Source organism: Parvularcula sp. LCG005 (assembly GCF_032930845.1).
Lineage (GTDB): Bacteria > Pseudomonadota > Alphaproteobacteria > Caulobacterales > Parvularculaceae > Parvularcula.
Window position 1 is genome coordinate 1,153,331 of the sequence record NZ_CP136758.1, and the last position, 25,086, is coordinate 1,178,416.

Genomic DNA, 25,086 nt, shown 5'->3' on the forward strand with positions numbered 1-25,086 from the left:
ATGTCGCAGACTGCCGCGGCTGTATCGACCCCTCAAAAGGGGCAACGTCTTGACGATGTCATGCTTGCCATGGACGTGGTCGATACGCTGCGTCATCGCTCGGCCATGGTTGCGCGCGAACTGGATGCGGAAGGGCGCGAGGAAGACCTGATTGCGCGTCTGCGTGAAATCTATACTGCGCAGGGCATTGAGGTGCCCGACCATATCCTGCGCGAGGGAGTAAAGGCGCTGGAAGAACAGCGCTTCACATACTCGCCGCCCAAGGGTGGGCTGTCTGTCGCCTTGGCGAAACTATACGTTCGACGCGACAGGTGGCTCAAGCCGGTCCTGACCAGCGTGGCCGTCCTGCTCGCGGCAATTCTCGTCTATCAGTTCGCCATCGCGGGCCCGGCCGAACGCCGCGCTGAGGCCGTGCGGGTAGAGCTGACCGAAACGCTGCCCGCAGCGCTCGCGGACTTGCGGGACCAGGCTCAGGCGCTGTCCACGGAAGAACGGGGCGATGTTCTCGCCCAGACGTATTATCAGGACGGCACCGCCGCTGCCGCGCGTGGCGATCAAAAGGCTGCCCAGGCCGTGCGAGACCAGCTGCAGACTCTGATTGATGATCTGGGTGCGGCCTATCAGGTGCGCATCGTATCCCGGCCCGGCGAAATGTCGGGGGTATTCCGCATTCCTGACGACGTGCCGGGCGCGCGGAATTATTATCTGATTGTGGAGGCCATCGATCCCGCCGGTCGTCCGGTGCCCGTGACCCTGACTTCCGAAGAGGACCAGAAGACGCGGCGGGTGTCCAAATGGGGCCAGCGGGTGACAGAGCAGACGTTCAATCGGGTCGCTGCCGACAAGAAGGACGATCAGATCATCCAGAATGCGCTGATTGGGACGAAATCTGCAGGACAGCTCGAACCGGCATATGAAGTTGAAACGCCTGGAGGCGTGATCCTCGAATGGTAACTGTCACTGGTCGGCTGAACGGCGCGGATGCCGTGGTGAAAATGGACAGGACCTTGTCCGACCTGCGTGAGCAGATGCGAGGTGCCGTACAGGCCGCAGACGCAGCCGACGCGCGCCTCGCGCATATTCGGGAAACCCAGCTGAATGTGTATCGCGACCTGGCGACAATCCGGATGGACCTCATCCAGACGGGCGGCAGCCAGACAGAACTCGATCAGGCCCATGCCCGCGCTCGGGACCTGCTGGCTGAACACGACCGCTTCATCGCGCGGGAGGCGCGCAAGCTCGAAACGGCGGCCGCCACGATTGGCGCGCTTGAGGAGCAGCGGGAAAGCCTGAACAGCGCCCACTACACGGCACTGACCCGCTATGAGAAAAAGGTCGCCGAGGTCGAGGCATCGCTGCAGACCGACGCGACCTATCGCGATTTAAGCGAGGCCTTCGACAAGGCTGATGCGGTTGCTGAACGGGCACGTCAGAAATTGCTCATTGCCCAGACGGATCGGGAAGAAAAGGGCAAACCCTATGACGAGGATCCGCTCTTTTCGTATCTGTGGAAGCGCCGGTTCCGGACGGCGGATTACAAGGCCAGCCCGATCACGCGCATGCTGGACAATTGGGTGGCGCGCATCTGCCAGTACGACAAAGCCTATCTGAACTATAACCGGCTCGTCGAATTGCCGCTGCGTCTCGCGGAGCATGTGGAAATGGTCGAAGCCGCCGCCGACGCGGCTCAGGATCGTCTGGAGGACGCCGAGCAGGCCGCGCTTGAAAAAGCGGGGGCCGAGCGCCTGCGTCAGGGGGCGGACAGTATCGCAAAGGATATCGTTGCTCTCGACCAAAAAATCGAGAGTGCCGAGGAAGAGCATCGGGCCCTGACGACACAGCATGACCGGGCGGTGCGCGCCGAGGCCGGTCCGGCGGTCGAGGCGAAGTCCCTGCTGACCGAAAGCCTGCGGCTGGCAAGCGTGCGTGATCTGCGCAGTCTGGCGGCAGAAACCGTCAGCCTTGCCGATGATCGGATGGTGGATGAACTCATCCGCCTGCGCAGTGAATATGACCGCAGCGCGGCGATGGCGGAAGATGCCACGGCGCTGCCGGGCCGCCTCCGCGATGATCTGGCCCGGATGGAAGACCTGCGGCGCCGCTTCAAGAAATCGCGCTATGACAGCCATTTTACCGTCTTCGACGCCACAATGTTCGAGGACATTCTTGCCAGTGTCGTGCGCGACCGTCTCAATGCGGACGGCGCCATGAAGCGGCTCAAACGCGCCGCCCGGCAGATGCAGCCCCAGACCGATGCCGGGTTTGGCGGCCGCCGCCGCCGCTCGAGCCTTGGCCTGCCGGAAATTCTGGGTGAGGTCGCATGGGAAATCGCGCGCGAGGCTAGCCGCACAGGCTCCATGCCTGGGCCGTTCGGTGGTCCGATGGGCGGATCGTCCGGTCGGCGATCACGGCCGCGTATCTCAACGCCACGTCCATCGCGTCGCGGTGGCGGCGGGTTCAAGACCGGCGGTGGATTCTAACGCCCCTTGGCACTGACGGCCGCATCCCCCTATCCTCAGGGAAAAAATATCGGGGAGGGGGCGCTGGATGAGCCAGACGGAGACAGAGGCGGCGGGATCGGGCCTGCGTCAGACGATTGGCCTGTGGCTTGGCCTCGGACTGGCCATCATCATTCTGCTGATCGGTCCACCCGACAGCTTCAATTCAGCCGAACTGTCGGGCAACACCCCATGGCATGCGTGGACGGTCTGTGCGCTGGCCGTGCTGATGGCCGTGTGGTGGGGCAGCGAAGCGATTCCCATTCCGGTCACGGCGCTTCTGCCGCTGACCGTCCTGCCGATCGCCGGGGTCATGCCCATGGGACAGGTTTCGGCCCCTTACATGCACCCCGTCGTCGTTCTCCTGCTCGGCGGCTTCATCATCGCCAGGGCCATTGAGCGGTGGAATCTGCACACGCGCATCGCGCTGAATATCGTCAGCCGCGCAGGCAGTCGCCCTTCCATGCTGGTGGCCGGGTTCATGGCCGCTGCCGCCATTCTGTCCATGTGGATATCCAATACGGCCACATCGCTGATGATGATGCCCATTGCCCTGTCGGTGTCGGGCGCTGTTCTGGGGAAGGACCGGTTGAATTCGCCCTTCACCTACGCGCTGCTCCTCGGCATTGCATGGGCGTGCTCCATCGGCGGACTGGGGACGCCCGTTGGTACACCGACGAATCTCATCGTCATCCGCTATCTGAATGAGACCACAGGCCTGTCGATCGGCTTCACGCGCTGGATGCTTCTGGGCACACCGACCGTGTGCCTGCTGGTGCCCGCGGCATGGTTCGTGCTGACCCGCTGGGCGTTCCCGCTCGGCCATATTGACGGCGTCCATGGGCAGGCGGTGGTACGGCAGGAGCTTGCGGCCCTGGGCCCCATGACAACGCCGGAACGGCGGACGCTGATAGTCTTTGCCTTCATCGCCGCGCTCTGGATATTTCGGCGACCGCTGAGTGAATGGGATATCGGCGCGATGGTGGGGCAGGATAGCTGGCTGCCTCTGGCCTATCTCAATGACTACAATATTGCCGTGCTCGGCGTGATCCTGTGCTTTCTCATACCGGCGGGCGCGAAGATGGGAGAGGGCCCTGTGCGCGGCGCGCTGCTCGACTGGCCCTTTGCCGAGCGGATCCCCTGGGGCGTTGTCCTGCTGTTCGGCGGCGGCATGGCGCTGGCCAACGCGATGACAGCGACCGGGCTTGGGACGTGGTTGGGGATTGAGCTGTCGCCATTTGGCCGCCTGCCGCCAATCCTGTTGATCCTTCTGCTGACGACGGTCGTGATATTTGTGACCGAGGTGACAAGCAATATCGCGACAGCCGCCGCGCTGATGCCCGTACTGGGGGCTGTGGCCATCGCTGCTGACATTGACGTTGCCCTGGTCGCCGCGCCGCTTGCCATGGCCGCCAGTTGTGCCTTCATGCTGCCCATGGCCACAGGGCCGAATGCCGTCGTCTTTGCGACTGGTCACGTCAGCCTGCCCACCATGGCGCGGGCCGGCATCCGCCTGAACCTGATTGCCATTTTCGTCATTACAGCGACCGTCTACGCCCTCGCCCCGATGGTCTTCAGAACAGGTTCAATATCACCGTGACACAGCCCCATGTTCCGCTGCCGGATTATCAGGAATATACAGCTGAGCAGATGGCGGATCGCGCTGAGCAGTTCCTGATGCAGATGCGGCGGCGCCATTCAGTGCGGTCCTTTTCTGACCGGCCGGTTTCTGCGGCCTTGATCAAAACCTGCATTGCAGCTGCAGCTACGGCGCCATCGGGTGCCAACCACCAGCCCTGGCATTTCTGCGCGATCGGCTCGCCGGACATCAAGCGGCAGGTGCGGCTGGCCGCGGAGGAAGAAGAACGCGCTTTTTACGCCGGGCGGGCGGGGGCCGAGTGGCTGGATGCCCTCGCGCCGCTGGGGACCGATGCGAACAAGCCGTTTCTGGAGATTGCACCGTGGCTGATTGTTGTGTTTGCGCAGCGTCGCGGGGGTGTTGAGCCCGGTGATCAGAAGAAGAATTACTACATCAACGAAAGCGTCGGCATTGCCTGCGGCATGCTGATCACCGCGCTTCATCAGGCGGGGTTGGCCAGCCTGACCCACACCCCGAACCCGATGTCGTTTCTGAACGAAATCTGCAACCGTCCGGAGACAGAGAAACCCTTTCTGCTGATCCCCGTCGGCTACCCGGCGGCCGACGCCACCGTGCCAGTCCACGCCCTGTCTAAGAAACCGCTGGATGACATTCTGACGGTTCTCTGACCCACCATGTCGCCCTTATTTTTTCGCCTGTTCCGCCCGGGCTTTTTCGGCGTCTTCGATCAGCACGTCGACCACACCGGGGTCGGCGAGGGTCGAGGTGTCACCCAGATTAGATACGTCGCCCTCGGCAATCTTGCGCAGGATGCGGCGCATGATCTTGCCGGAACGCGTCTTGGGCAGGCCGGGCGCGATCTGGATGATGTCCGGTGTGGCAATCGGACCGATCTCGCTGCGAACGTGTTTTTTCAGCTCACTGACGAGGTCTGATTTGACCATCTGATTGGCCTTCAGCACGACAAAGCAGTGAATGCCCTGGCCCTTGATCTCGTGCGGCATGCCGACCACGGCCGCCTCGGCCACAGCCGGATGCGAGACGAGGGCGCTTTCGATCTCAGCCGTCCCCATCCGGTGACCGGAGACATTCAACACATCGTCGACCCGGCCGGTGATCCAGTAGTCCCCATCCGTATCGCGGCGGGCACCGTCGCCCGTGAAATAGAAGCCGGGATAGGTTGAGAAGTAGGTTTCGATAAACCGTTCGTGGTCACCGTAAACCGTCCGCATCTGACCCGGCCAAGACTGGGTGATGATCAGATTGCCTTCCGCGGGCCCATCAAGGCGCGCACCGTCATTGTCGACCAGCGCAGGATAGATGCCGGGCATCGGCTTCGTCGCGGCACCCGGCTTGGTCATGTCGTCGCCCGGCACCGCGGTGATCAGAATGCCGCCGGTCTCTGTCTGCCACCATGTATCGACAATGGGGCAGCGTCCGTCACCCACCACTTCATGGTACCAGCGCCAGGCTTCGGGGTTGATCGGCTCGCCGACCGACCCAAGGATTCGGAGCGTTGACCGGTCGTGCTTTTTCACAAATTCGTCGCCTTCGCGCATCAGGGCACGAATGGCGGTGGGGGCCGTATAGAAGATACTGACCTTGTGCTTGTCGACCACATCCCAGCAGCGTCCGGCGTCGGGCCATGTCGGCACGCCTTCAAACATCAGGGTCGTGGCACCATTAGCCAGCGGGCCATAGACGATATAACTGTGGCCAGTAATCCAGCCCACATCAGCCGTACACCAATATACTTCGCCGGGCTGGTAATCGAACACGGTCTGGTGTGTATAGGCGGCATAGGTCATATAGCCACCGGTCGTGTGCAGCACGCCTTTCGGCTTTCCCGTGGATCCAGACGTGTACAGAATGAAAAGCGGATCTTCGGCTTTCATGACCTCCGGCGGGCAGTCCGGGGCCATTTGCTCTTCCCATTCGTGCCACCACAGGTCGCGCCCGTTTTCGAAATGGACTTTGTTGCCTGTGACGGAGACCATGAGGACAAGGCGCACACCGCCGACTTTCTCCAGTGCCTTGTCGACATTGGCTTTCAGGGGAACGGTCTTGCCCCCGCGCCGCCCTTCGTCAGCGGTGATGATAGCGGTGGCACCACAATCCTCTATCCGGCTGGCCAGTGCATCCGGGCTGAAGCCGCCAAAGACCACGGAATGAACGGCGCCGATGCGGGCGCAGGCCAGCATCGCATAGGCCGCCTCCAGCACCATCGGCATGTACAGAATGACGCGGTCGCCCTTTTTGACGCCGCGCGCCTTCAGGATGTTCGCCATGTGACAGACATGGGCGTACAGCTCGCCATAGGTGATGGACGAGCTCACGCTGGGGTCGTCGCCTTCCCAGATGATGGCGGTCTGGTGCTCTTTTTCGGGGAGGTGACGGTCAACGCAGTTCACGCACGCGTTCAGCGTACCGTCTTCAAACCATTTGATTCGAAAATCAGTGCGGTCAAAGTTCCAGTCGCCGGCCTTGGTTGGCGCTTTTACCCAGTCCAGCCGCTTGGCGGCATCGAGCCAGAAGGCATTGAGATCTTCATCGGCGCGGGCGGAATCCGTAATGCGGGTCATAGGCGACTCCCTACTTTTATCGTGGTCAATTATTGCGCAGGACTATAGCTGCGCCGCGTGTTTCGTCCATACGAACGCGCCCCGGAACGCATGTCTTCCACGTTATTTTCGTCCAACCGGCGGCGGCCAGTGTCGCCGGAATCGACAGGCGGGGCAAAATCGATTTTAGCTGAGGTTTTCCCGCTCATATTGTCGGATAAACACATGGCCCATCTTCGTCTGGCAGACCGCCAGGACATTCCCGCCTTGAGTCAGCTGATTGACCGCTCCGCCCGGGCGCTCTGCATCAATGACTATGATCCTGAAGTCGTCGCAGGTGCTCTGAAGGGGCATTTCGGTGTCGACACCACGCTGATCGATGACGGCACCTATGTCGTGATCGAGGAGGAAGGCGCGCTCGTGGCCTGCGGCGGGTGGAGCCGGCGCGCGACAATGTTTGGCGGCGATGCCTATGCCAAACGTGATCCTGTCCTTCTTGTCCCGCCTCATGACCCGGCGCGAATCCGGGCCTTTTTCGTCGCGCCGGAGTTCGCACGCCGAGGGTTCGGGCGGCAAATCCTGGAATATTGCGAGGGTGCAGCGCAGGCGGAGGGGTTCGTGAAGTGTACTCTGATGGCAACACTCACCGGCATTCCGTTCTATGAAAAATGCGGATTTGTCGCACTCGGCGCCGAATTCTTTCCGCTCGCTGACGGCGGCGAAATTGAATTCAGGCCAATGATCAAAGAGTTATCACTTTCAAGCTGAAATACTGCGTTGCAACATCAGCCGATATAATATCGCTAAAAAGACAGTTCATCTGCATGAATGGGCTTGTTGCACCGCCAAACTCAGTGCAACAATTCAATTGCGCATGTGGTGCGTCACGAGCCGGAGAGCTCGGGATGGCAAGTTCTGTCATCAAATACGGGGAGTTTTGGCAATTGTTGGCGAGGCGGGAGCCTTGGAGCGAGGATATTTATGACACTATCGGGCATGCAGAAACTGTTGTTGTCGGGCGCATCCGCGATGATGTTCGTGGGGATGGGCCAAGGGGCGGCTCTGGCACAGGAGACCGCAGCGGACGAGCCGGCGGGCGATACGATCATGGTGGTTGGTTCGCGTCGGCAGGACGCCAAGTCAGCCACGGACTCTCTCGCCCCGATCGACGTTGTCAGCGGCGCTGAACTGACCAACCAGGCATCCAACGATGTTCTTGATATTTTGCGCTCAACTGTACCGAGCTATAACGTCAATACACAGCCTATTTCCGATGCGGCGACCATCATCCGGCCCGCGAACCTTCGCTCTCTTTCACCAGACAACACACTGGTTCTCCTGAACGGCAAGCGGCGCCATCGTGGCTCCGTCATCTCGTTCCTCGGCGGCGGTATTTCCGACGGGGCGCAGGGCGTTGACCTTGCCGTGTTCCCGGCACTGGCCCTGAAACAGGTGCAGGTCCTGCGTGACGGCGCGTCGTCACAATACGGCTCCGACGCCATTGCTGGTGTGATCAACTTTGAACTCAAAGACGCGTCAAGCGGCGGCACGGTCGAGGCAACCTATGGCTCGACCTATGCGGGCGATGGCGACAATTACCGCATCGCAGGCAATATCGGTCTGCCGCTCTATGATAGTGGCTTCATCAACATCACCGGTGAATACAGCGAAACCGATGGGACATCCCGTTCCATCGTGCGGGGCGATGTCGCGGCGCTGATCGAAGCCGGCAACGTTGACGCGGCTGACTTCCTGACGATCAACTCGTACACGGATGAAGTGCCGCAATATTGGGGCCAGCCCGATGTCGAGGACAATTTCAAGATCTTCGTCAACACCGGATATGAGTTCAACGAGAACCTCGAAGGCTACGCCTTCGGCAACTATGCCGAACGGACCGCCACCGGTGGTTTCTTCTATCGGAACCCGACCAATCGTGGCGGCGTCTATGCCGGGCCGACTGTTGATCCAACGACCGGGGCGCTCGACCCGTCTGGGGTCGCATCTGTTCTCGTCGGTGACCTTGACGGCGTCGGCGTTGGGGAGGCCTGCCCAGCCGGTATCCCGCTTGACGGCCTGATCCCAGATCCCACAGTCCTCGCTGCTGTGACCGCCAGCGCCAACTGTTTCTCATTCGTTGAGACAATCCCAGGGGGCTTTGTTCCGCGGTTCGGTGGGAATAACACGGACTATTCGATGGCCGCCGGTGTGCGCGGTATGTGGGATCTCGGCGAAGGCTTGAGCTTCGACTTCAGCGTCGTGCACGGTGTGAGCGACACGGACTTCTTCATCAACAACACGATCAACGCGTCATTGGGCCCGAACACGCCGCGTGACTTCGTTCCGGGTGCGTACAAACAGTCCGAAACGATTTACAACGCTGACTTTGTCTATCCGATGCCAGTGTCGTTCTTCGCATCTGACCTGAACATAGCTTTTGGTACCGAATTCCGTACGGAAACGTTCGAGATTACGAAGGGTGACGATGCGTCCTTCGCCCTCGGTCCGCTGTCCGATCAGGGCTTCTCTTCAAGCTCGAACGGTTTTGGTGGCTTCACGGCCTCCTCCGAAAACGAACAGTCAAGCTACGCGATCTATACCGATCTGGAAGCGGATGTGACGGAACGCTTGACCCTGCAGGGTGCGGTCCGCTTCGAGGATTATGAAGATTTCGGCACCACGACCAACTTCAAGGTCGCTGGTATGTACCACCTGACCGACACGTTCCGGGTGCGCTCGACCTTCTCTACGGGCTTCCACGCCCCAACGGCGGGTCAGGCGAATGTGACAAACGTGACGACCCAGAACGTCAATGGCGTGCTGGTCGATCAGGGCACGATCCCGCTGGCATCGCGTCCGGGGCAGCTGGCAGCTGACTTTATCGAGGCCCGCGATGGCGGTCGTCCTGTGCTGGGTACGGAAGAGGCAGAGAACTTCTCGGTTGGTGTCGTCTTTGGTCTTGGTCCGATGGACTGGACAATCGACTACTTCCACATCGATGTGGATGACCGGATTGCCCTGTCTGCGAATGTCGACTTCCTCGATGCTCTCAATTTCGTTGCTGATGCCAACGGCCTCTCCGACTATTCTAGTGTGAGTTCGGCCATCACTGGTCTTGCGGATGAGGGTGTCATCGTGCGCTCTGACTTCGCTGGCTTTGAGGATCTGAGTGAGTTCCGCTACTTTACCAACAGCTTCGACACGGTGACGGAAGGCGTGGAAATCGTCGGCACCATGCCGCTGACGATCACGGAGACGGGCACGTCGAACGCCACGGTCGCTGTAGCCTATATCGACACGGAAGTGGACGATCCAGGTGCGATCAACCCGATCTCTGCTGGCCGGATCGCGGCTCTTGAAGAGCTTCTGCCGGAAGTGAAGGGAACGGCCACCTTCACGCACCAGGAAGATCGCTGGCGGGCCATGGTGCGCGGCATCTATTATGGTGAGTGGGAAGATACAGGCAACGGCACCGGCGAACAGGCGGCTGAATTTGTCGTCGACGCTGAGCTTGGTTTGAGCCTTTATGATGATCTTGAACTGATCGTCGGCGCTGCGAACCTGTTCGATGAGTATCCGGAGGAAAACCCCGATGCGTTGAGCCTTGGTCAGCTGTACCCGGAATCTGCTCCGATGGGCTTTGCGGGTGGCATGTACTACGTCAAGCTGCGCTACGTCTTCGATTGATCCTTAGCCGATCATCCAAACTGGCCGCCCCGCTGAAAGGCAGGGCGGCCTTTTTTATGGCGCATGGTCAATATCGCTTAACCACGTATATTGCAGAAAATTTTAAGTGTTGAGCGCACCGTCAGTGTACCGATGCAACAAGCCATCGGTGAAAGGAGACGGTCATGATCTATCAGAAGATCTATTCAAGTCGTCGATATCCTGGAACGAGCCAGCTCTGCCTCGATCAGATCCTGCGCTCATCCACCGTGAACAACCACACCCTCGATATAACCGGGTTGCTTCTGGTGGAAGGCGGACGGTTCTTCCAGATCATTGAAGGGCCGCGCGATAATGTAGAGCTTCTCTACGCCATCATCGGGCGGGATCTGCGCCATGGCGAGTTGCACCCGATTGCCAATCGGCGGCGGGAGGAACGGTCATTCCCGCACTGGTCGATGGCGTTTCGCGAAGCCGACACGATCGAGCATGGGTCAAACTGCTTTGAACTGTCCCACGACACGGTGATGTGGGGGCCGCTTGCCCGGTGTGATACGCTGCTGCGGGGGCTGGTCGAAGATTTTCTGCAGCAGGCCAAACCTGATTGTCGCGGATGCGTCGAATTTTTCGGCGATCTGGCACCATCCGAAACGCGTGCCCACTGATCATACCGCGCCGCAGGCTCAGTAGTCGCACCGGCCACTCAAACCGGCAGGTGCGGCAGAATGAAAGCAAGGATGGCGCCGGTGACGGCGCCGCCCAGATGCGCCTCATGGGAGATGCGGCCCGGACCGTTCATCGCAAAGGTCGTGTACGCCAGATAGAGCGCCGCAAAAACGAAGGCGGGCAGCGGGAGGATCATGAAGAAATAGAGGGTCTGGAACGGCTCCAGCACACAGAAGGCAAGGACGATTCCGGAGACAGCGCCTGACGCGCCGACGGACATGTAATTCGGCTCGTTCTTCTTGCGCATCAGCGTGAAGATCTGTGCTCCAAGCTGCGAGCCAATGAACAGAATGGCAAAGCCGCCCGTGCCGAACAGATATTCAACAGCCGGACCAAAAAAGTAAAAGGTCAGCATATTGATGACCAGGTGGCCGACATCGCCATGGAGAAACGCCGGCGTGAAGAGCCGGTAGTACTGTTTCTTCCGTGTTACGGATCCGACGTGGAACAGGTAGGCTTCCTGAAACGAACGGTCCATCCGCAGCCCGTAAAGGCTGACCAGTGGGATCAGCACAAGAAGGGCATACGCCAGCGGTGCGTAGGCGAGGGGGACACCCATGCTGTGCTATGCCCCGGTACGGAAGTGCATCACGTCGCCGTCCTGCACAATGTACTCTTTGCCCTCGATGCGCTGTTTGCCGGCTTCCTTGGCGCCCTGTTCGCCGCCCAGAGTGACATAGTCCTCATAGGCAATCGTTTCTGCCCGGATGAATTTCTTCTCAAAATCCGTATGGATGACGCCGGCGGCCTCGGGCGCGCTCGCTCCCTTGCGCACGGTCCAGGCGCGCGCTTCCTTGGGGCCCGCCGTGAAATAGGTTTGCAGGCCGAGTAGCGTATAGCCTGAACGGATCAACCGGTTCAGCCCCGGCTCTTCCAGTCCAAGCTCTTCTAGATATTCAGCGGCTTCATCTTCATCGAGTGTCGCCAGTTCGGATTCGATCCGTGCACTGATGACAGTCGCGACAGCGTGTTCCTGCTCAGCACGCTCGAAGACCTTGGCTGAAAAATCATTGCCCGATGCAGCGGACTCTTCGTCGACATTCGCGACGAAGAGGACCGGCTTCTGGGTCAGCAGCTGCAGTCCCTTCCATGCTTTCATTTCCTCAGGAGCAATTTCGGCAGCGCGGGCGGGCTGTCCTTCCTGCAGAAGCGCCAGCGCGCGATCGACCAGAACGAGGGTCGCCTTGGCCTCCTTGTCCTGTCCCTTGGCTTTTTTCTCAAGGTTCGCCCGACGTTTCTCAAGGCTTTCCATGTCCGCGAGCATCAGTTCGGTTTCAACGGTCTCAAAGTCTGCGATGGGGTCAACGCGGCCCTCGACATGCGTGATATCGCCGTCTTCAAAGCAGCGCAGCACATATGCCACCGCGTCGACCTCGCGGATATTGGCGAGAAACTGGTTGCCAAGGCCTTCGCCCTTCGACGCGCCTTTGACGAGGCCCGCAATGTCCACGAACTGGATGCGTGAGGGGATGATTTCCTTACTGCCGGCCGTTTCAGCCAGTTTTTTCAGGCGCGGTTCAGGCACCGCGACGTCGCCGACATTCGGTTCGATCGTACAGAATGGATAGTTTTCGGCCTGTGCCGCCGCTGTCTTGGTCAGCGCGTTGAACAGGGTCGACTTGCCCACATTGGGTAGACCAACAATGCCGCATTTGAATCCCATGGAACGGGCCTTTCGTCTCGGTGCGTCACCCTTTGGGACGCAGATATACTCGTGAATGGGGCCCCTTAGCGGGGCGGGGCCGTAATGGGTAGGGGGCCTGTATCAGCGCAACGCGCCTCAATCGCCCTTGCCGATCAGATTTTTCAGGGCGTCGAAGGGTGAGGTTTTCTCGGACTTGGCCGGGGAGATCTCCGGCGCGGGCGCCGATGCCGGTTTGGCGGGGCGAGGGCCGGCCTCACCGCTTGGCGGCTGAACGATGGCGGACATGAACCGGCCGGCCGCCGTCTCGTTCAGCGCCAGAAGATGGGGAATGGCCCGTCCCAGCCGCGACAGCATCTCGTCCAGATAGTCCTGCTGCTCAGCCTTGGAGAAGTCACCAAGGACCCAAGGCGTGACAGCGTCCTTGCGCCCCGGGTGGCCAATGCCGATCCGTACACGCCAGAAGTCCGGCCCCATATGGGCCGCGGTCGAGCGCAAGCCGTTATTGCCGGCCAGGCCGCCACCTTTTTTGACGCGCAGCTTAGCGGGCGCCAGATCGATTTCGTCGTGAAACACGACAATCTGATCCGGCGTAATGTTGTAGAACCGCGCCGCTGCCGCCACGGCATTACCGGTCTCATTGTAGAATGTTTCGGGCTTCAAAAGCAGAACCTTGGCCGGTCCATCATCAGTCTGGATGATCGTATCCGTCACGTGACCGTTGAACTTCTTGCGCCACGCCGGAAAGCCCTGCGCCTCGGCAATGGCGTCGATGGCCATGAACCCGGCATTGTGCCGGTTTCTCGCATATTTCGCGCCCGGATTGCCGAGCCCCACCAATAAGATCATGGCCGACAGTTAGCTCGTGTCCGCTAAAAACAAAAGGCGGGTGGGGGCCGTTCAGGACAGGTCAATCGCGCTTTCAACCCGGCTGATCCAGGCGCTGATCTGAGGGTAGGGGCCAAGGTCAAACCCGCCTTCCGGGGCCCACCGTGTGTAGGCGACCAGGGCCACATCGGCGAGCGAGAGCTGATCACCTGCAAACCAAGATTGGCGATCGAGGTGATCCTCCATCCGGTTCAGGGCCGCGAGACCACGCTCATATTGCTGGGGATCGAGTTCGTCATCGTCCTTGCCCAGCCACACCTTCTGGAACCGGCGACCAGCGATATGGGGTTCATGGCTGTACTGTTCCCAGAACAGCCAAGCCATCATTCTGGCATGGTCGAAGGCTGCGGCGGGCAGGAGCGAGCGATCGGCCGCCAACTCGCACAGATAAAGCATGATGGCATTGGATTCCGTCAGCACGTTGCCATTGGGCCAGCGGGCCATGGGCACCTTGGCGAAGGGGTTGACGGCGCGATAGGCGTGCGTGCGCGTGGCGCCCGCGACGAGGTCCATCTCGACAAAATCAAAGTCGAGGCCCACATGCCGGGCGACCCAGACCGTCTTCATGCAATTGCCGCTGCGACGCTCCCCGTAAAGCGTCAGCCGGTCGATAGATCTGTCTGGCATGGTCCTATCCTGTGTGTCCGCCTTATCCGTGTGCTGTCTTTCCGCCTTACGCAACGCAGAAATCATGGGCTGGCCGATAGGATTTCGCGCATGAAAAAGCCCGGCGCAGAGGCCGGGCTGATATCTCGTTTTGAAAAGCTCAGTCGCTTATTCGTCGACGTTGATCGCTTCAACTTCATCGGCGTCCGGCGTGTCTTCGTCAGACCCGGCAGAGCGCATTGCTGATGGCGCAGCGATCGTGGCAATCGTGAAGTCACGATCGGTCACGGTCAGTTCAACACCGTCTGGCAGCTTGACCGACGAAATGTGAATGGCGTCGCCGACATCGGCAGACGACAGGTCGCATTCCAACGCCTCAGGAATTGCCGTGGCGCTGGCCTTCACTTCGACTTCGTGACGAACGATATTCAGCACGCCGCCTTTATCGAGGCCTGGACACTTGTCCTGGTTCAGGAAGTGCATGGGCACGTTCACGGTCAGGCGGGTCTTGGAGTCAACGCGCATCAGGTCGACGTGCATCGGCAGGTCCTTGACGGGATCGACCTGGATGTCGCGGCCGATGACCTGCTGCTCTTTGCCGTCAACGCTGATTTTCGACAGAACGTCGATCAGGCGACCGGTCTGGTAGGCCTTGAGGACCTGGTTGTAGCGCAGCTTGATATTGGCAGGCTCCTGGTCACCGCCATACAGGACCGCAGGGACCCAGCCATCGCGGCGAACGGCGCGGCTGCCGCCTGTACCGGCGCGCTTGCGCAATTCACAGTCAAATACAAATGCATCAGTTGCCATCGTTATATCCTTTCAATCATCCCGCAAACAATTCGCTCAGGAGGTGTCCCTGATGTCCTCGGAATAAGAAATGCGGCACCCGTGGCGGGGCACCGCATTCCGGTTTCACCTGAAGTGCCGCGCTATAAGGGCGGACAGGCGTTGTGGCAAGGCCGTTTTGACAAGCGCCAGAGGCCGAGCTTACGCTTTGCGCATCAGAAGAAGGTTGGTTGACGACCCATGACCCCTAGCGCGCGCCCAGATCAATGGCAGGATCCCAGACGGTGGATCTGGCCTTTTGCCCTGACGCTTTCACTCGTCCCACTCTTTATTATCCTTGCCTATCCACTAAGCGGGCAACCGCTTCTGCTGCTGGCGCCCATCGTCCTGGGATTCGGGCTTGTACCTCTGCTGGATGCGATCGTGGGGGCGGACACGGCTAACCCCGCCGAAAAAGAAATGGAGGCGCTCAGCCGCGATCCCTTCTATGAAGCCGTCGCTTATGCGCTGATCCCGGCGCATTTTGCGCTTTTCATCGGTGCCGCGTGGCTGGCCACGACGCAGGCCATGCCCTGGTGGGGCTGGGTCGGGCTTGTTGCCGGGGTGGGCCTGATCAACGGCAACCTCATCAATATCGGGCACGAGCTGGGCCACAAGGGGGACCGTCGCAACCGCCTGATGGCCAAGGCTGCGTTATCGCTCTCCGGCTATGGGCATTTCACCATCGAGCATAATCAGGGGCACCACGTTATGGTCTCAACGCCGGAGGACTGCACCTCCGCCCGGTTGGGGGAGAGCGTCTACGCCTTCGGCTTGCGCGAGCTGCCGCAAACGTTTGCCAATGGCCTGCGCCGGGAGACAAGGCGGCTTGAGCGAAAGGGCCATGGCTTCTGGCATCCGGCCAATGACATCGTGCAGGGCTGGGCCATGACCTTGGCCGTGACGACAGTGCTGGTCCTGTGGCTGGGATGGGCCGCGTTGCCATTCATCCTCCTGCACCACGCTCTGTCTTGGATTGCGCTGACGGCTACGAACTATATCGAGCACTACGGCCTGTTGCGGCAACAGCGCGAAAATGGCCGATATGAGCCCTGTCAGCCCAAGCATTCGTGGAATGCCAATCAGCGCATTTCCAATATCCTGCTTCTGCAATTGCAGCGGCACTCGGACCATCACGCCTATCCGATGCGGCCCTATCAGTCGTTGAAAGACCATGCCGACGCGCCAAGCCTGCCCTCGGGATATCCGGGCTGCCTTCTCATGGCGGCGATCCCGCCCCTCTGGTTTGCGGTGATGGACCCCCGCGTCATGGCGTGGGCGGACGGTCGGGTGGAGAACGCCAATCTGTGTCCGCGCGCGGCGCACCGATATCAGGCGGGGTAGCGGCTATTACACCTTCTCTGCCAGCTTGATGGCGAGGCGACAGCCCGCGCCGATCACGCCTTTCAAGACCGAATAGCCAAACGCATCTTCGGCGCCCTCGCTGATCGCGGTGTCGTGATGCTCGAGCTCTTCCTCGCGAAACTTTTCGATCGTGGCTTTGAGTTCTGGCTCGTGATCGCCCAGTTCTCCTGCCTGCTCCGCGTAGTGTTTCTCGATCACGCTTTCGACGGCGGTGGTGCAGGCCATCGCCGCCTTCTCTCCCATCAGGGCCGTCCCCGCGCCGAGCGCGAAGCCTGCTGCATTCCACAAGGGCGCCAGCAGGGTCGGACGGGTGCCCGTCTGGCGCAGCAGCTCACTGAAGGTGGCGAGGTGAGGTTGCTCGCCTTCCTCCATCTCTTTCAGGAGGTCGGCCATCCGCTCTTTGCCCTTCACGCGGGAAAAGACCGCATGCTGACCACGATAGATCGTCACCGCGCCGTATTCGCCAGCATGGTCCACACGGAGCATTTCCTTGATGCGCGGTAGGCGGGGGCCGGGAAGGGTCGGGGTCTGGTCAGTCATTATACGCTCAGCTTTTCGCTTGCGACAGATGTAGGGCGGCGCTGCCACTGACGCCACGTGGCCCATCCGCACAGGGCCGCCATGCCAGCGGAGATAAGAGCGTTATATCCTGCCATGGAAATACCGAGCATACGCCAAGCGGCGATCTCGCAGGGGGGACCGTCGAGCCCCGGGCCATTCAGGCTGCCCAGAATGTCGTCGGCGCTGACTTCTGTCGTCAACGCCCCACCGCCCGCCGCGCAGCCCGCAGGACCATCCCAGAAGTCCCACTCCACCCCGGCATGGAACGCGCCCATGTAGGTCGAATAAAGATAGACAAGGGTAAGAAGCCCCAGACCGACGAGCAACAGGCGGGGATCAAGGACGAGGCGGGTCATTCCCAGCGCGATGAGCGAGACGAACAGGGCCGCCCAGTGCACTTCCCGTTGGGAGAGACACAGGAGGCAGGGGTCAAGCCCGCCGACCTTCTCAAACAGATGCGCCCCGGCAAGAAGCGCAGCCGATACCAGCGCGGATAAAAGGAGTGGGCGGGACGACGGGGTCACAAGGGCATTCAGCATGGAAGGGGTTTACCGGAATTGTTGGGCCCTGCCACCTGCCACACGACGCCTCATGCGCCGCCGGAGATCAGGCTCTTCACCATGTCCTTGAAGAGAAGATAGCCTTCTGGGCCATAGGTGATCAGCAGGAAAAGCAAAAGAAAGACCCAGGCCAGACCGATCATCAGCCCCAGAAGCACCAGAAGGCCGTCCCGTTCAAGCAGGCCGACAGCCGCAATGGCGACGCCGATACCGGGCGCGGTATTGGTGCCGGGCGCGGGCACGAGGATAGAGGCAGTGGGGATCAGCATCAGAGCGCCCACAATGCGAACGCCGACGCCGTCGGTCAGGACCGTCAGGCGGCGCGCAGCCAGTCGTTCGAGCCAACCGAGATACCGCTCCGCTTTACTCACCGTATGGCGCATGCCTTCGATCGCGAAGGTCCGTTCCTGAAGGGACTTGGGCAACCAGGGGGCTTCGCGGCCCATCGCCATCTGCGCCGCGAGGGCCAGCATGGGCAGCGCCACGATCTGCGGGATCCCCCACAGGAACGGGATGCAGCACGGCAAGGCGAGGATCAGGAGCATGAGGCCGAAAGCGCGTTCATCGAGCGCATCGATCAATTTGCCCAAGGTGGATTTCGGCCCCTTGAAAGCCTTTGGGTTATCGTCTTCCGCGGCCTCTGAGGGGCGATCCGAAACGGTGCTGAGACCATCGAGCGTCGTATAGAGCACGTGGGCAAGGCGATTATGCTGATGGTCGCTGCCGGCATGGTCGGTCATAGAAATACTCGCAAATTCGTCACGCCCGGCATCGGTTACACCGTTCACTTTCAGCGTCATAGGCGGCATGTCTGTTTTTTTGGTTGCCGGTGCCACGCATCCGCGCCTGCAGGCAACAAAGCTGTGGACACAAACGCGCAATTGGCTAAATGCACACCCTGCTCTTGTCTATGCGGGTGTGGCGGAATTGGTAGACGCGCCGGATTCAAAATCCGGTTCCGTGAGGAGTGTCGGTTCGAGTCCGACCATCCGTACCATAGACAGAACTTTTCCCAGTTTGGTGTGGCGACGTAGCGCGGTCCTCACGGGACCCGGGGTGAGGCAGATGACAACGCCCCTTTCACGGTCAGGCCGGTGCAAGGCTGAACGCAGCGGGGCAGTGGCGCGTGGGCCGGCGGCATCATATATTCAGGGCAAGATGATTTATGGGGATGTGATGCCGAAAGATCCAAAAGCGGGACCGAACAAATCGCCATCCGTCGATCCGGCGATCGAGCGCCTGATCGAGGATACCATCCGTTCCATGGGCCCTGTTGCGCCGGACGCTCTGCCACATCTTCTGCGTCAGCAGCTGGCTGGCAGGATTGCTGGCGAGATCGACGTCGAAACCTACATTGAGCGGATGGCGAAAGCGCCCCGCGCCCGGCGGTAGACTGCGGCGTGAGGTGTCGATTCGGTCATTTGACCGGCGCCTGTCGATGAAGCAAACTATTCATCTCTTTCGAGGCAGCTTCACGGCCCGCTCCTTGCGAAGCGGTCAGATGAAGCAGAGGCGGGATATGACAACCAGACACCCAAACAGGACACCCGGTTCAGGTCTCCTGCCGGTCGCGCTACTGTCCGTAGCGATCGGCGGCGCAGGGCTGTTGTCTATTGGCGCTACGGTTTTGAAGTCGGCTTTTTTCCCGGCAGAAGATGTCCCCGCGGTCATGGCCTCTCCTGTTGTGGCGGAAAAAATATCCCCAACCGCAGCGGCCCGTACGGCCGCTTCGCGGATCGTGATCAGCACAGCGCGCGAGGCCGAAATCGCCGGTGCTCAGCCGCCTGAGGCTGTCGAGATGGCAATGGCTGTGCCCATGCCCCGTCTTAAACCGCGCAAACCACGCCCGCGTCCCGACGGCATACCGGTCGTCCACGCTATAGACCCCTCAGCACAGTATATGGCGCCGCGCGGCCCGGTCGCGTTTGCCATGGCGGAAGATTTTACCGGCGGCCGTGAAAGCCTGTTCGCAGAATACGCTCAGGCACGGCTGCGTGACCGGACTGAACGTGCCTATTCAACACTCGTCCTCGCCCGGGGCGAGAACCTGGCGCAGATGCTGGAGGCTGTCGGCGCTCAGCCCGACCATATCGCATCTCTCCTGTCCACGGCCGATGAAGTATCACCGATCGCCAAGCTCCCGGCGGGGGCGGCCATCGACTATGCGTTCGACACCATTTTCGCAGAGTCGCCCGACGGTCAGCAGACTTATGAGCGTCGTCTGACACGGCTGCGCTTCCGCCCCGACGATCGCCATATCGTGACGGCATGGCGCCAACCCGATGGCAGCTATGACGCCCGCAACGAGGAAGTCGATGTGGAGCGACGCTACGCGGCGGTCGGCGGTGTCATCCGCCACAGCCTGTTCGCTGCGGCTCAGCGTTCCGAGATCCCGCCTGAGGTGATGTCAAAATTCGCGAACCTGTTTCTGTACGATATCGACTTTGCCCGGGACATTCATGGCGGGGATCGGTTCGAGACCGTGTACGAAGTGTTCTACGATGAGCAGGGACAATATGTCGGCTCCGGCGATATCGTTTTTGCGGCCCTGACCTGGTCGGGCAAGCGCCACGCCAAGGGCTATTACCGCTTCACCGGCGCTGAAGGCATGGATACGCCGTATTTCGATTTCAACGGTGAGAGTGCAAGCCGGCTGTTGATGAAGACACCGATCGAGGGCGCGCGCGTGACGTCCGGCTTTGGCAAGCGTCAGCATCCGATCCTCGGCTATACCAAAGATCATAATGGCGTGGATTTTGGGGCCCCCAGCGGGACGCCCATCATGGCCGCCGGTGACGGCAAGATTGTCCGAGCCGATGTCTTTGGCACCTATGGCAATTACGTGCGCATCCAGCACGCCCACGGCTATTCGACCGCATATGCTCACCTCAAAGGCTTCGCCAAGGGGCTGAAGGCCGGCAGCAAGGTGCGACAGGGCGATATTATCGGCTATGTCGGGACGACCGGCCGGTCCACCGGGCCCCACCTGCATTACGAGGTCTATAAGGCCGATGCGCGGCAAAATCCGATGACGCTGGAAGTTGCCAATGGCCGCGTGCTTGAAGGCCAAACGCTGCACGAATTCGCGCAGTATCGCGACTATGTGGATACCATCCGGGTCTATCCTCAGACGGTGCTTGTCGCAACGAATGAGTAACCCTATCAGCCGATAAGTGCCTGCAACTGGCCCCGCTTTGGCGGGGTGACCGGCGCAGGGCCCCAGCCCTGTGCTGCCACCTTTTCGCGTAAAGGCGTTGTATCTCCTGTGTCTGATCCTCATGAAACCGTCCGTATCTCCTCTCTGCTTGCCTCACGTCTTTGCCATGACCTGGTCAATCCGGTCGGCGCGCTGAACACCGGGCTCGAAGTCTTCAATGAGGAGACGGATCCGGAAATGCGCGAGCATGCGATCCGGCTGATCCAGGAGAGCACGACGAAGACGATCGCCCTGTTGTCGTTTGCCCGATTCGCTTTCGGTTCCAGCGGCGCATTTGAGGGCGAACTCGATATGTTCGAGGCCCGCAAACTCGCACTGTCACTGTTCGAGCATTACAAGGCTGAGCTGAAATGGGAACTTGATGTGCCCATGATGCCGAAGTTCCGGGCACGTGCGCTGTTGAACATGCTTCTGATGGCCGAAAAATCCGTGCCGCGAGCGGGCAGCACGGTCACCGTCAGCGGCGATGTGAACCGGGTGATGATCTCCGCCGAAGGGCCCAAGATCAAATATAGCGACGAGGTCAAGGCGTGCCTCGCGGGTGAGAGCACCGAATTGGCGGCGAAGGAAACGCCCGCCTATCTTGCCTATCTTCTCGCGCGCTCTGGCGGGGACAGCATCAGCGCTGATTTCGCGTCTGAGGAGAATCTCATTTTCACGATCGCCCCAGCGGCGAGTTGATAGACATTAAACCGCCAAATTGTCCGACTATTTTGCGTCAGGGCCCACCGAACCGGTAAAATTTAACGTTCCCGTTCACCACAATTTCAGGGCGGGACCCGTAAACCGGTCGTCGGGGAGGCCACCCGAAAGGGTGTTCACCGGGGGCTTTAGAGCGAGCAAACTGATACGATGACGACATGCCTGGTCATTGAAGATTCTGATGTCGTGCGCGAGGTGATGTGCAAGATCCTCCGCGGACTGGGAATAGACGTTCTTGAGGCGGACGGTCTGGCGACCGCTGTGCCTGTCGCTGAAAATGACAGGCCCGACCTCATTTTTCTCGACTGGGATCTGCCGCATTTCGGCGCACTCGACTTTCTGCGCTCGACTTTCGTTTCGCTACGAGAACGCCGTACACCAATGGTGTTATGTGCTACCGAATATGATCCGCGCCAGATCGCGCTCGCCAAGGCCGCCGGGGTCGAGTATCACCTTCTGAAGCCATTCGACCCTGCGGCCATCCGCGCTCTTTTGCGCAGGATGCAGATTGTCGTGGATGTACCTGCGAACCTGATCGATCCGAGTGAGGACGAATCAGGCCATTTCGTGCAGAAGATGGGTCAGCGCTGATCGCACCGTCAGTAAGCGGATGAAAGATCGGCTTCCCTGAGGATATAGGTGGCGGTAAACCCGTGAGCTGGTCTGTGTGGCCGCCGCGATATAGACGAGCCCCACAGGTTTCTCTGCCGTTCCACCACCAGGCCCTGCAATACCCGTGACAGCAAGCGCCAGATCCGCCTCCGCCTTGCGGCACGCCCCATTGACCATGGCAATGGCGACCTCGGCGCTAACGGCCCCGTATCGTTCAAGATCGTCCGTCGAAACATCAAGCATGTCCTGCTTGGCCTGGTTCGAATAGGTCACGAAGCCATGGGTAAAAGTGGCTGATGCCCCGGGAATGTCCGTCAACGCCGCTGCAATCAGGCCACCGGTGCAGGACTCTGCTGTGGTGATCTTCATGCCGCGTTCCGTGGATCTTTTAATCAGTGTACGCGCGCGTTCTTCAACAAGACTGTCCATTCATGCCTCCATCGGCAGTTGGACGGATACGATGGCCTGACAGGCCAAGCCTTCGCGCCGTCCGGTGAAGCCAAGCTGTTCGGTGGTGGTCGCCTTGATCGCCACCCGGCTTGGCGCGACCTCGAGCAGGGCGGCAATCCGTTCAGCCATGGCATTGCGGTGGGGCCCGATCTTCGGTGCCTCGCAGATAATCGTCAGGTCGACATTCACGATGCGTCCGCCTTTATCACGAACGATTTTGGCGGCATGTTTGAGAAATATGTCAGATGCCGCGCCGCGCCATTGTTCGTCTGACGGGGGGAAGTGCTGGCCGATATCGCCCGCTGCGATCGTGCCGTATAGCGCGTCTGTGATGGCGTGCAGGACGGCGTCGGCGTCGCTATGTCCTTTGAGTTTATGGGTGTGCGGAATATCAATACCGCCAAGCGTGATGTAATCCCCGGCCTCGAACTGGTGGACGTCGTAGCCCATGCCGATGCGTGTTTCACGTTGGCTGCTCAGGATCATCTCGGCCAATTGGAAATCTTCCTTGAAGGTCACTTTTATGTTTGTCGGTTCGTCCGGCACCAGCGAGACATGAATGTCCTGGCGTTCCAATAGTGAGGCATCATCTGTCGCAATGCCGGGCTCGGCGTCTTCATGAGCGGCGCGGATCGTCGCGTAGCGAAAGCCTTGCGGCGTCTGGGCACGCCACAGTCCGTACCGTGACACGGTCTCCGCGATCCCGCCGGCCGTCGTCTCCCGCTTGAGCGTATCGGCGACGGGCAGGGCAGCAATCGCCCCCTCCGCCGTAGAGAGTGCGTCGATCACCCGATCAATGGTTTGGGAACTGACAAACGGGCGGGCGCCATCGTGAATTAGAACATAGGACGGATCGTCCGCCTGAAGTGCACGCAGACCTTCACGCACAGATGCCTGACGGTCAGTGCCGCCGACGACCGGTGGGCGCAGGCCGGCTATCCCTTCCACAGCGAGGGCATATTGTTCATGATCGGTTTCACCAATCACGACCTGAACGCCATCGACTCGGGGATGGTGTGCGAAGGCGAGAACAGTTCGCCGGAGCATTGAGACACCTCCGATCGATGCATATTGCTTGGGGATCGAAGTGCGCGCCCGGGCGCCGCGGCCGCCGGCAACAATGACGGCGATGATTTGATTTGAGGACATACCCCTCAATGCCAGATGCACAACATCCTCGCCAGAGGCTGCAAATGGTTCCACTGTTTTTGATGAAGGAACGGAAAGCCCGATGCATCGTTAAGCATCGGGTGGACAGATGCGGGAGGGCGGCATGGAGCGGTACCGGTACGGGGAAATTGACGATCGTCGTGGTGTCATGGGTTGGATGACAGGGCTTATCCTTGCTATCCCGCTGTCGGTTGGCGCTTTCCTGGGAGGCCGTTGGCTTGCCGGCCGGTTCTGTGAGGGAACGGCCTGTGAGGCTGTGGCGCCTGCATCGGATGTCCTTCTTCAGAATTTTGAGCCCTTGGGCGATATGGTCAGTTGGGCGGTGGTCATTGCCATTGGCCTCGGCGTGCTCGTCTGGTTCGCGCTGGCGTCCTATCCGCGCAAGATTGCATTGGCGTTTGTGCTTTTGCTCGCGATCGCATTCCTGGGCTTCATGGTCCCGGGACAGGGCGACGAGATCATCGACATCATTGAAGAGCCGCTGGAGGACGTCCTGCCCGTGACAACCGCAGCCGCGACGCCAATCCCGGTGGAGCCCGAATGCCCGGCGGGCAATTTTTTCAATGGCGCAGGGTGCTCGCCGTGCACCGAAACGGCGATGAGTCCGCAGCCATCGGCACTCTATTTTGCGCCGCTGAAATTCGATGCTGCCTGGCAATATGCCGATGACCAGCGATATTACCGCCTCGCTGACACGGCTGCGGCGGCACCCTATCGGGCACTGACAGATCTCGTGATCGATGGCAGCGTTTCCGCAGGGGGGCAGGCGGTCTGTGCCTCAGGTGCCATTCTTGTGATCGGCTCTTCGTCTTCGGACGGCCCCCTGGACCGGAATCGGGCGCGGGCAAAACGTCGTGCTGACCATCTGGCCTCTCAGGTGGCGCGCACCTGCCCGAATGCCACGGCCATTTATGCCCTGTCACTCGGTCAGTCGACGGCCAGCGTCGATACCGATACGGACCGGATGCTGACCGTCATCGGGCTCGACACGCCGGACGGATCGCCCGTGACCCGCGCCAAGCTGGAGCAGGAGCTTGGCTACGTCCTCTCGCAGGGTACGCACGGGGCCACGTTGCTGAGCCGCCATGACAGCTTCCCCCAGTCCGGGTGGGAATGGGTCGAAGGTGCCAGTGGCAAGGCGGATATCCGCATTATGGATCGGCCCTACGAAACTATTACGCGTCTTCGTGAGGATGCGCCGGATACTTGCCTGACCATGTCGGCTTCGCTGTAGAGGATCAGGGCGGGGCGCGATTTTGGTCTTTACAAACCCGGGCCTTTCCCCCAAACGCGCGATCTTCGGAAGCAATTCCGTCCCTGTCCGAGATCGCTAGGCAGGTGCACCGCACCGCTAAGTCCAAGTGTAGATGAGGGTGAGAAGTGAGATGCCCCCTTCGGGAGGGAGCTTACGATCGCTTTTATTGTCTGGGCAGG

At 60.4% G+C, this 25,086-nt stretch carries 24 protein-coding genes and 1 tRNA gene; 14 read left to right on the plus strand and 11 right to left on the minus strand.

From position 1 onward, the window contains the following. The 4 genes from RUI03_RS05345 (at nt 1) to RUI03_RS05360 (ending at nt 4,766) form a co-directional block, all read left to right on the plus strand. Entirely contained in the window at nt 1–954 is a 954-nt protein-coding gene (locus tag RUI03_RS05345; RefSeq protein ID WP_317289256.1) for a DUF6384 family protein, read from the plus strand. Continuing rightward, nucleotides 948–2,480 carry a hypothetical protein gene (locus RUI03_RS05350; protein ID WP_317289257.1) on the plus strand — a complete coding sequence of 511 codons (1,533 nt, stop codon included), beginning with the start codon at nt 948–950 and terminating at the stop codon, nt 2,478–2,480. The genes RUI03_RS05345 and RUI03_RS05350 overlap by 7 nt, the downstream gene beginning before the upstream one ends. Nucleotides 2,481–2,547: 67 nt before the next feature. Then, nucleotides 2,548–4,098, plus strand: coding sequence for a DASS family sodium-coupled anion symporter (locus RUI03_RS05355; protein WP_317289258.1), 1,551 nt, complete (start codon nt 2,548–2,550; stop codon nt 4,096–4,098). Between the two features lie 50 nt (nt 4,099–4,148). Continuing rightward, the gene (locus RUI03_RS05360) at nt 4,149–4,766 is read left to right on the plus strand and encodes a nitroreductase family protein (RefSeq protein ID WP_410795918.1); all 618 of its coding nucleotides are present in this window, start codon (nt 4,149–4,151) and stop codon (nt 4,764–4,766) included. Between the two features lie 15 nt (nt 4,767–4,781). Here the strand turns inward: RUI03_RS05360 and acs are convergent, their stop codons facing one another. After that, the gene (gene acs, locus RUI03_RS05365; RefSeq protein ID WP_317289260.1) at nt 4,782–6,680 is read right to left on the minus strand and encodes an acetate--CoA ligase; all 1,899 of its coding nucleotides are present in this window, start codon (nt 6,678–6,680) and stop codon (nt 4,782–4,784) included. Between the two features lie 204 nt (nt 6,681–6,884). Here acs and RUI03_RS05370 point away from each other — a divergent pair, with 204 nt between their 5' ends. The 3 genes from RUI03_RS05370 to RUI03_RS05380 all read left to right on the plus strand — a co-directional run bounded on the left by RUI03_RS05370 (nt 6,885) and on the right by RUI03_RS05380 (nt 10,990). Continuing rightward, nucleotides 6,885–7,427: a GNAT family N-acetyltransferase gene (locus RUI03_RS05370; RefSeq protein WP_317289261.1), complete on the plus strand. Its 543-nt coding sequence runs from the start codon at nt 6,885–6,887 to the stop codon at nt 7,425–7,427. 213 nt (nt 7,428–7,640) lie between these two features. Beyond that, nucleotides 7,641–10,346, plus strand: a complete 2,706-nt coding sequence (locus RUI03_RS05375) for a TonB-dependent receptor plug domain-containing protein (protein ID WP_317289262.1) — start codon at nt 7,641–7,643, stop codon at nt 10,344–10,346. A gap of 164 nt (nt 10,347–10,510) precedes the next feature. Continuing rightward, nucleotides 10,511–10,990, plus strand: a complete 480-nt coding sequence (locus RUI03_RS05380) for a BLUF domain-containing protein (RefSeq protein ID WP_317289263.1) — start codon at nt 10,511–10,513, stop codon at nt 10,988–10,990. Between the two features lie 38 nt (nt 10,991–11,028). Here the strand turns inward: RUI03_RS05380 and RUI03_RS05385 are convergent, their stop codons facing one another. The 5 genes from RUI03_RS05385 to RUI03_RS05405 all read right to left on the minus strand — a co-directional run bounded on the left by RUI03_RS05385 (nt 11,029) and on the right by RUI03_RS05405 (nt 14,997). Next, entirely contained in the window at nt 11,029–11,610 is a 582-nt protein-coding gene (locus RUI03_RS05385) for a rhomboid family intramembrane serine protease (RefSeq protein ID WP_317289264.1), read from the minus strand. Nucleotides 11,611–11,616: 6 nt separating this feature from the next. Further along, nucleotides 11,617–12,714, minus strand: a complete 1,098-nt coding sequence (gene ychF, locus RUI03_RS05390) for a redox-regulated ATPase YchF (protein ID WP_317289265.1) — start codon at nt 12,712–12,714, stop codon at nt 11,617–11,619. A 117-nt stretch (nt 12,715–12,831) separates the two neighbouring features. After that, nucleotides 12,832–13,542, minus strand: coding sequence for an aminoacyl-tRNA hydrolase (pth, locus tag RUI03_RS05395; protein ID WP_317289266.1), 711 nt, complete (start codon nt 13,540–13,542; stop codon nt 12,832–12,834). A 51-nt stretch (nt 13,543–13,593) separates the two neighbouring features. Then, complete coding sequence (locus RUI03_RS05400) at nt 13,594–14,208, minus strand: glutathione S-transferase family protein (RefSeq protein ID WP_317289267.1); 615 nt, start codon at nt 14,206–14,208, stop codon at nt 13,594–13,596. A 147-nt stretch (nt 14,209–14,355) separates the two neighbouring features. After that, nucleotides 14,356–14,997: a 50S ribosomal protein L25/general stress protein Ctc gene (locus RUI03_RS05405; protein WP_317289268.1), complete on the minus strand. Its 642-nt coding sequence runs from the start codon at nt 14,995–14,997 to the stop codon at nt 14,356–14,358. Nucleotides 14,998–15,216: 219 nt separating this feature from the next. On the opposite strand from RUI03_RS05405, the gene RUI03_RS05410 reads away from it, so the two are divergent. Continuing rightward, nucleotides 15,217–16,359 carry an alkane 1-monooxygenase gene (locus RUI03_RS05410; protein WP_317289269.1) on the plus strand — a complete coding sequence of 381 codons (1,143 nt, stop codon included), beginning with the start codon at nt 15,217–15,219 and terminating at the stop codon, nt 16,357–16,359. A gap of 6 nt (nt 16,360–16,365) precedes the next feature. Here RUI03_RS05410 and RUI03_RS05415 read toward each other — a convergent pair whose 3' ends face one another. The 3 genes from RUI03_RS05415 to RUI03_RS05425 are packed head-to-tail and all read right to left on the minus strand — an operon-like array spanning nt 16,366 to nt 18,310. After that, nucleotides 16,366–16,920, minus strand: coding sequence for a demethoxyubiquinone hydroxylase family protein (locus RUI03_RS05415; protein WP_317289270.1), 555 nt, complete (start codon nt 16,918–16,920; stop codon nt 16,366–16,368). Next, on the minus strand, nt 16,920–17,480 hold the full coding sequence (locus RUI03_RS05420) for a disulfide bond formation protein B (RefSeq protein ID WP_317289271.1): 561 nt from the start codon (nt 17,478–17,480) through the stop codon (nt 16,920–16,922). Before RUI03_RS05420 ends, RUI03_RS05415 begins: the two co-directional genes overlap by 1 nt. 50 nt (nt 17,481–17,530) lie before the next feature. Next, on the minus strand, nt 17,531–18,310 hold the full coding sequence (locus tag RUI03_RS05425) for an exopolysaccharide biosynthesis protein (RefSeq protein ID WP_317289272.1): 780 nt from the start codon (nt 18,308–18,310) through the stop codon (nt 17,531–17,533). 103 nt (nt 18,311–18,413) lie between these two features. Here RUI03_RS05425 and RUI03_RS05430 point away from each other — a divergent pair. From RUI03_RS05430 to RUI03_RS05450, 5 genes are all read left to right on the plus strand, one after another. Continuing rightward, nucleotides 18,414–18,498: transfer RNA gene (locus RUI03_RS05430), tRNA-Leu, on the plus strand. Between the two features lie 68 nt (nt 18,499–18,566). Continuing rightward, nucleotides 18,567–18,893 (plus strand): hypothetical protein, encoded by a 327-nt coding sequence (locus RUI03_RS05435; RefSeq protein ID WP_317289273.1) that lies wholly within the window; start codon nt 18,567–18,569, stop codon nt 18,891–18,893. A 127-nt stretch (nt 18,894–19,020) separates the two neighbouring features. Then, a complete protein-coding gene (locus tag RUI03_RS05440) occupies nt 19,021–20,658 on the plus strand; it encodes a M23 family metallopeptidase (protein ID WP_317289274.1) in 1,638 nt (545 codons plus the stop codon). Nucleotides 20,659–20,766: 108 nt separating this feature from the next. Beyond that, nucleotides 20,767–21,399 (plus strand): histidine phosphotransferase family protein, encoded by a 633-nt coding sequence (locus RUI03_RS05445; RefSeq protein ID WP_317289275.1) that lies wholly within the window; start codon nt 20,767–20,769, stop codon nt 21,397–21,399. A gap of 171 nt (nt 21,400–21,570) precedes the next feature. After that, nucleotides 21,571–22,011: a response regulator gene (locus tag RUI03_RS05450; protein ID WP_317289276.1), complete on the plus strand. Its 441-nt coding sequence runs from the start codon at nt 21,571–21,573 to the stop codon at nt 22,009–22,011. Here RUI03_RS05450 and RUI03_RS05455 read toward each other — a convergent pair. Together RUI03_RS05455 and RUI03_RS05460 are read right to left on the minus strand one after the other, a co-directional pair. Beyond that, entirely contained in the window at nt 21,976–22,461 is a 486-nt protein-coding gene (locus RUI03_RS05455; protein WP_317289277.1) for a CinA family protein, read from the minus strand. The genes RUI03_RS05450 and RUI03_RS05455 overlap by 36 nt on opposite strands. Beyond that, entirely contained in the window at nt 22,462–23,631 is a 1,170-nt protein-coding gene (locus tag RUI03_RS05460) for a bifunctional 2-C-methyl-D-erythritol 4-phosphate cytidylyltransferase/2-C-methyl-D-erythritol 2,4-cyclodiphosphate synthase (protein WP_317289278.1), read from the minus strand. A gap of 124 nt (nt 23,632–23,755) precedes the next feature. Here RUI03_RS05460 and RUI03_RS05465 point away from each other — a divergent pair, with 124 nt between their 5' ends. After that, nucleotides 23,756–24,886 carry a hypothetical protein gene (locus tag RUI03_RS05465; protein WP_317289279.1) on the plus strand — a complete coding sequence of 377 codons (1,131 nt, stop codon included), beginning with the start codon at nt 23,756–23,758 and terminating at the stop codon, nt 24,884–24,886. Nucleotides 24,887–25,086 lie beyond the last annotated feature (200 nt).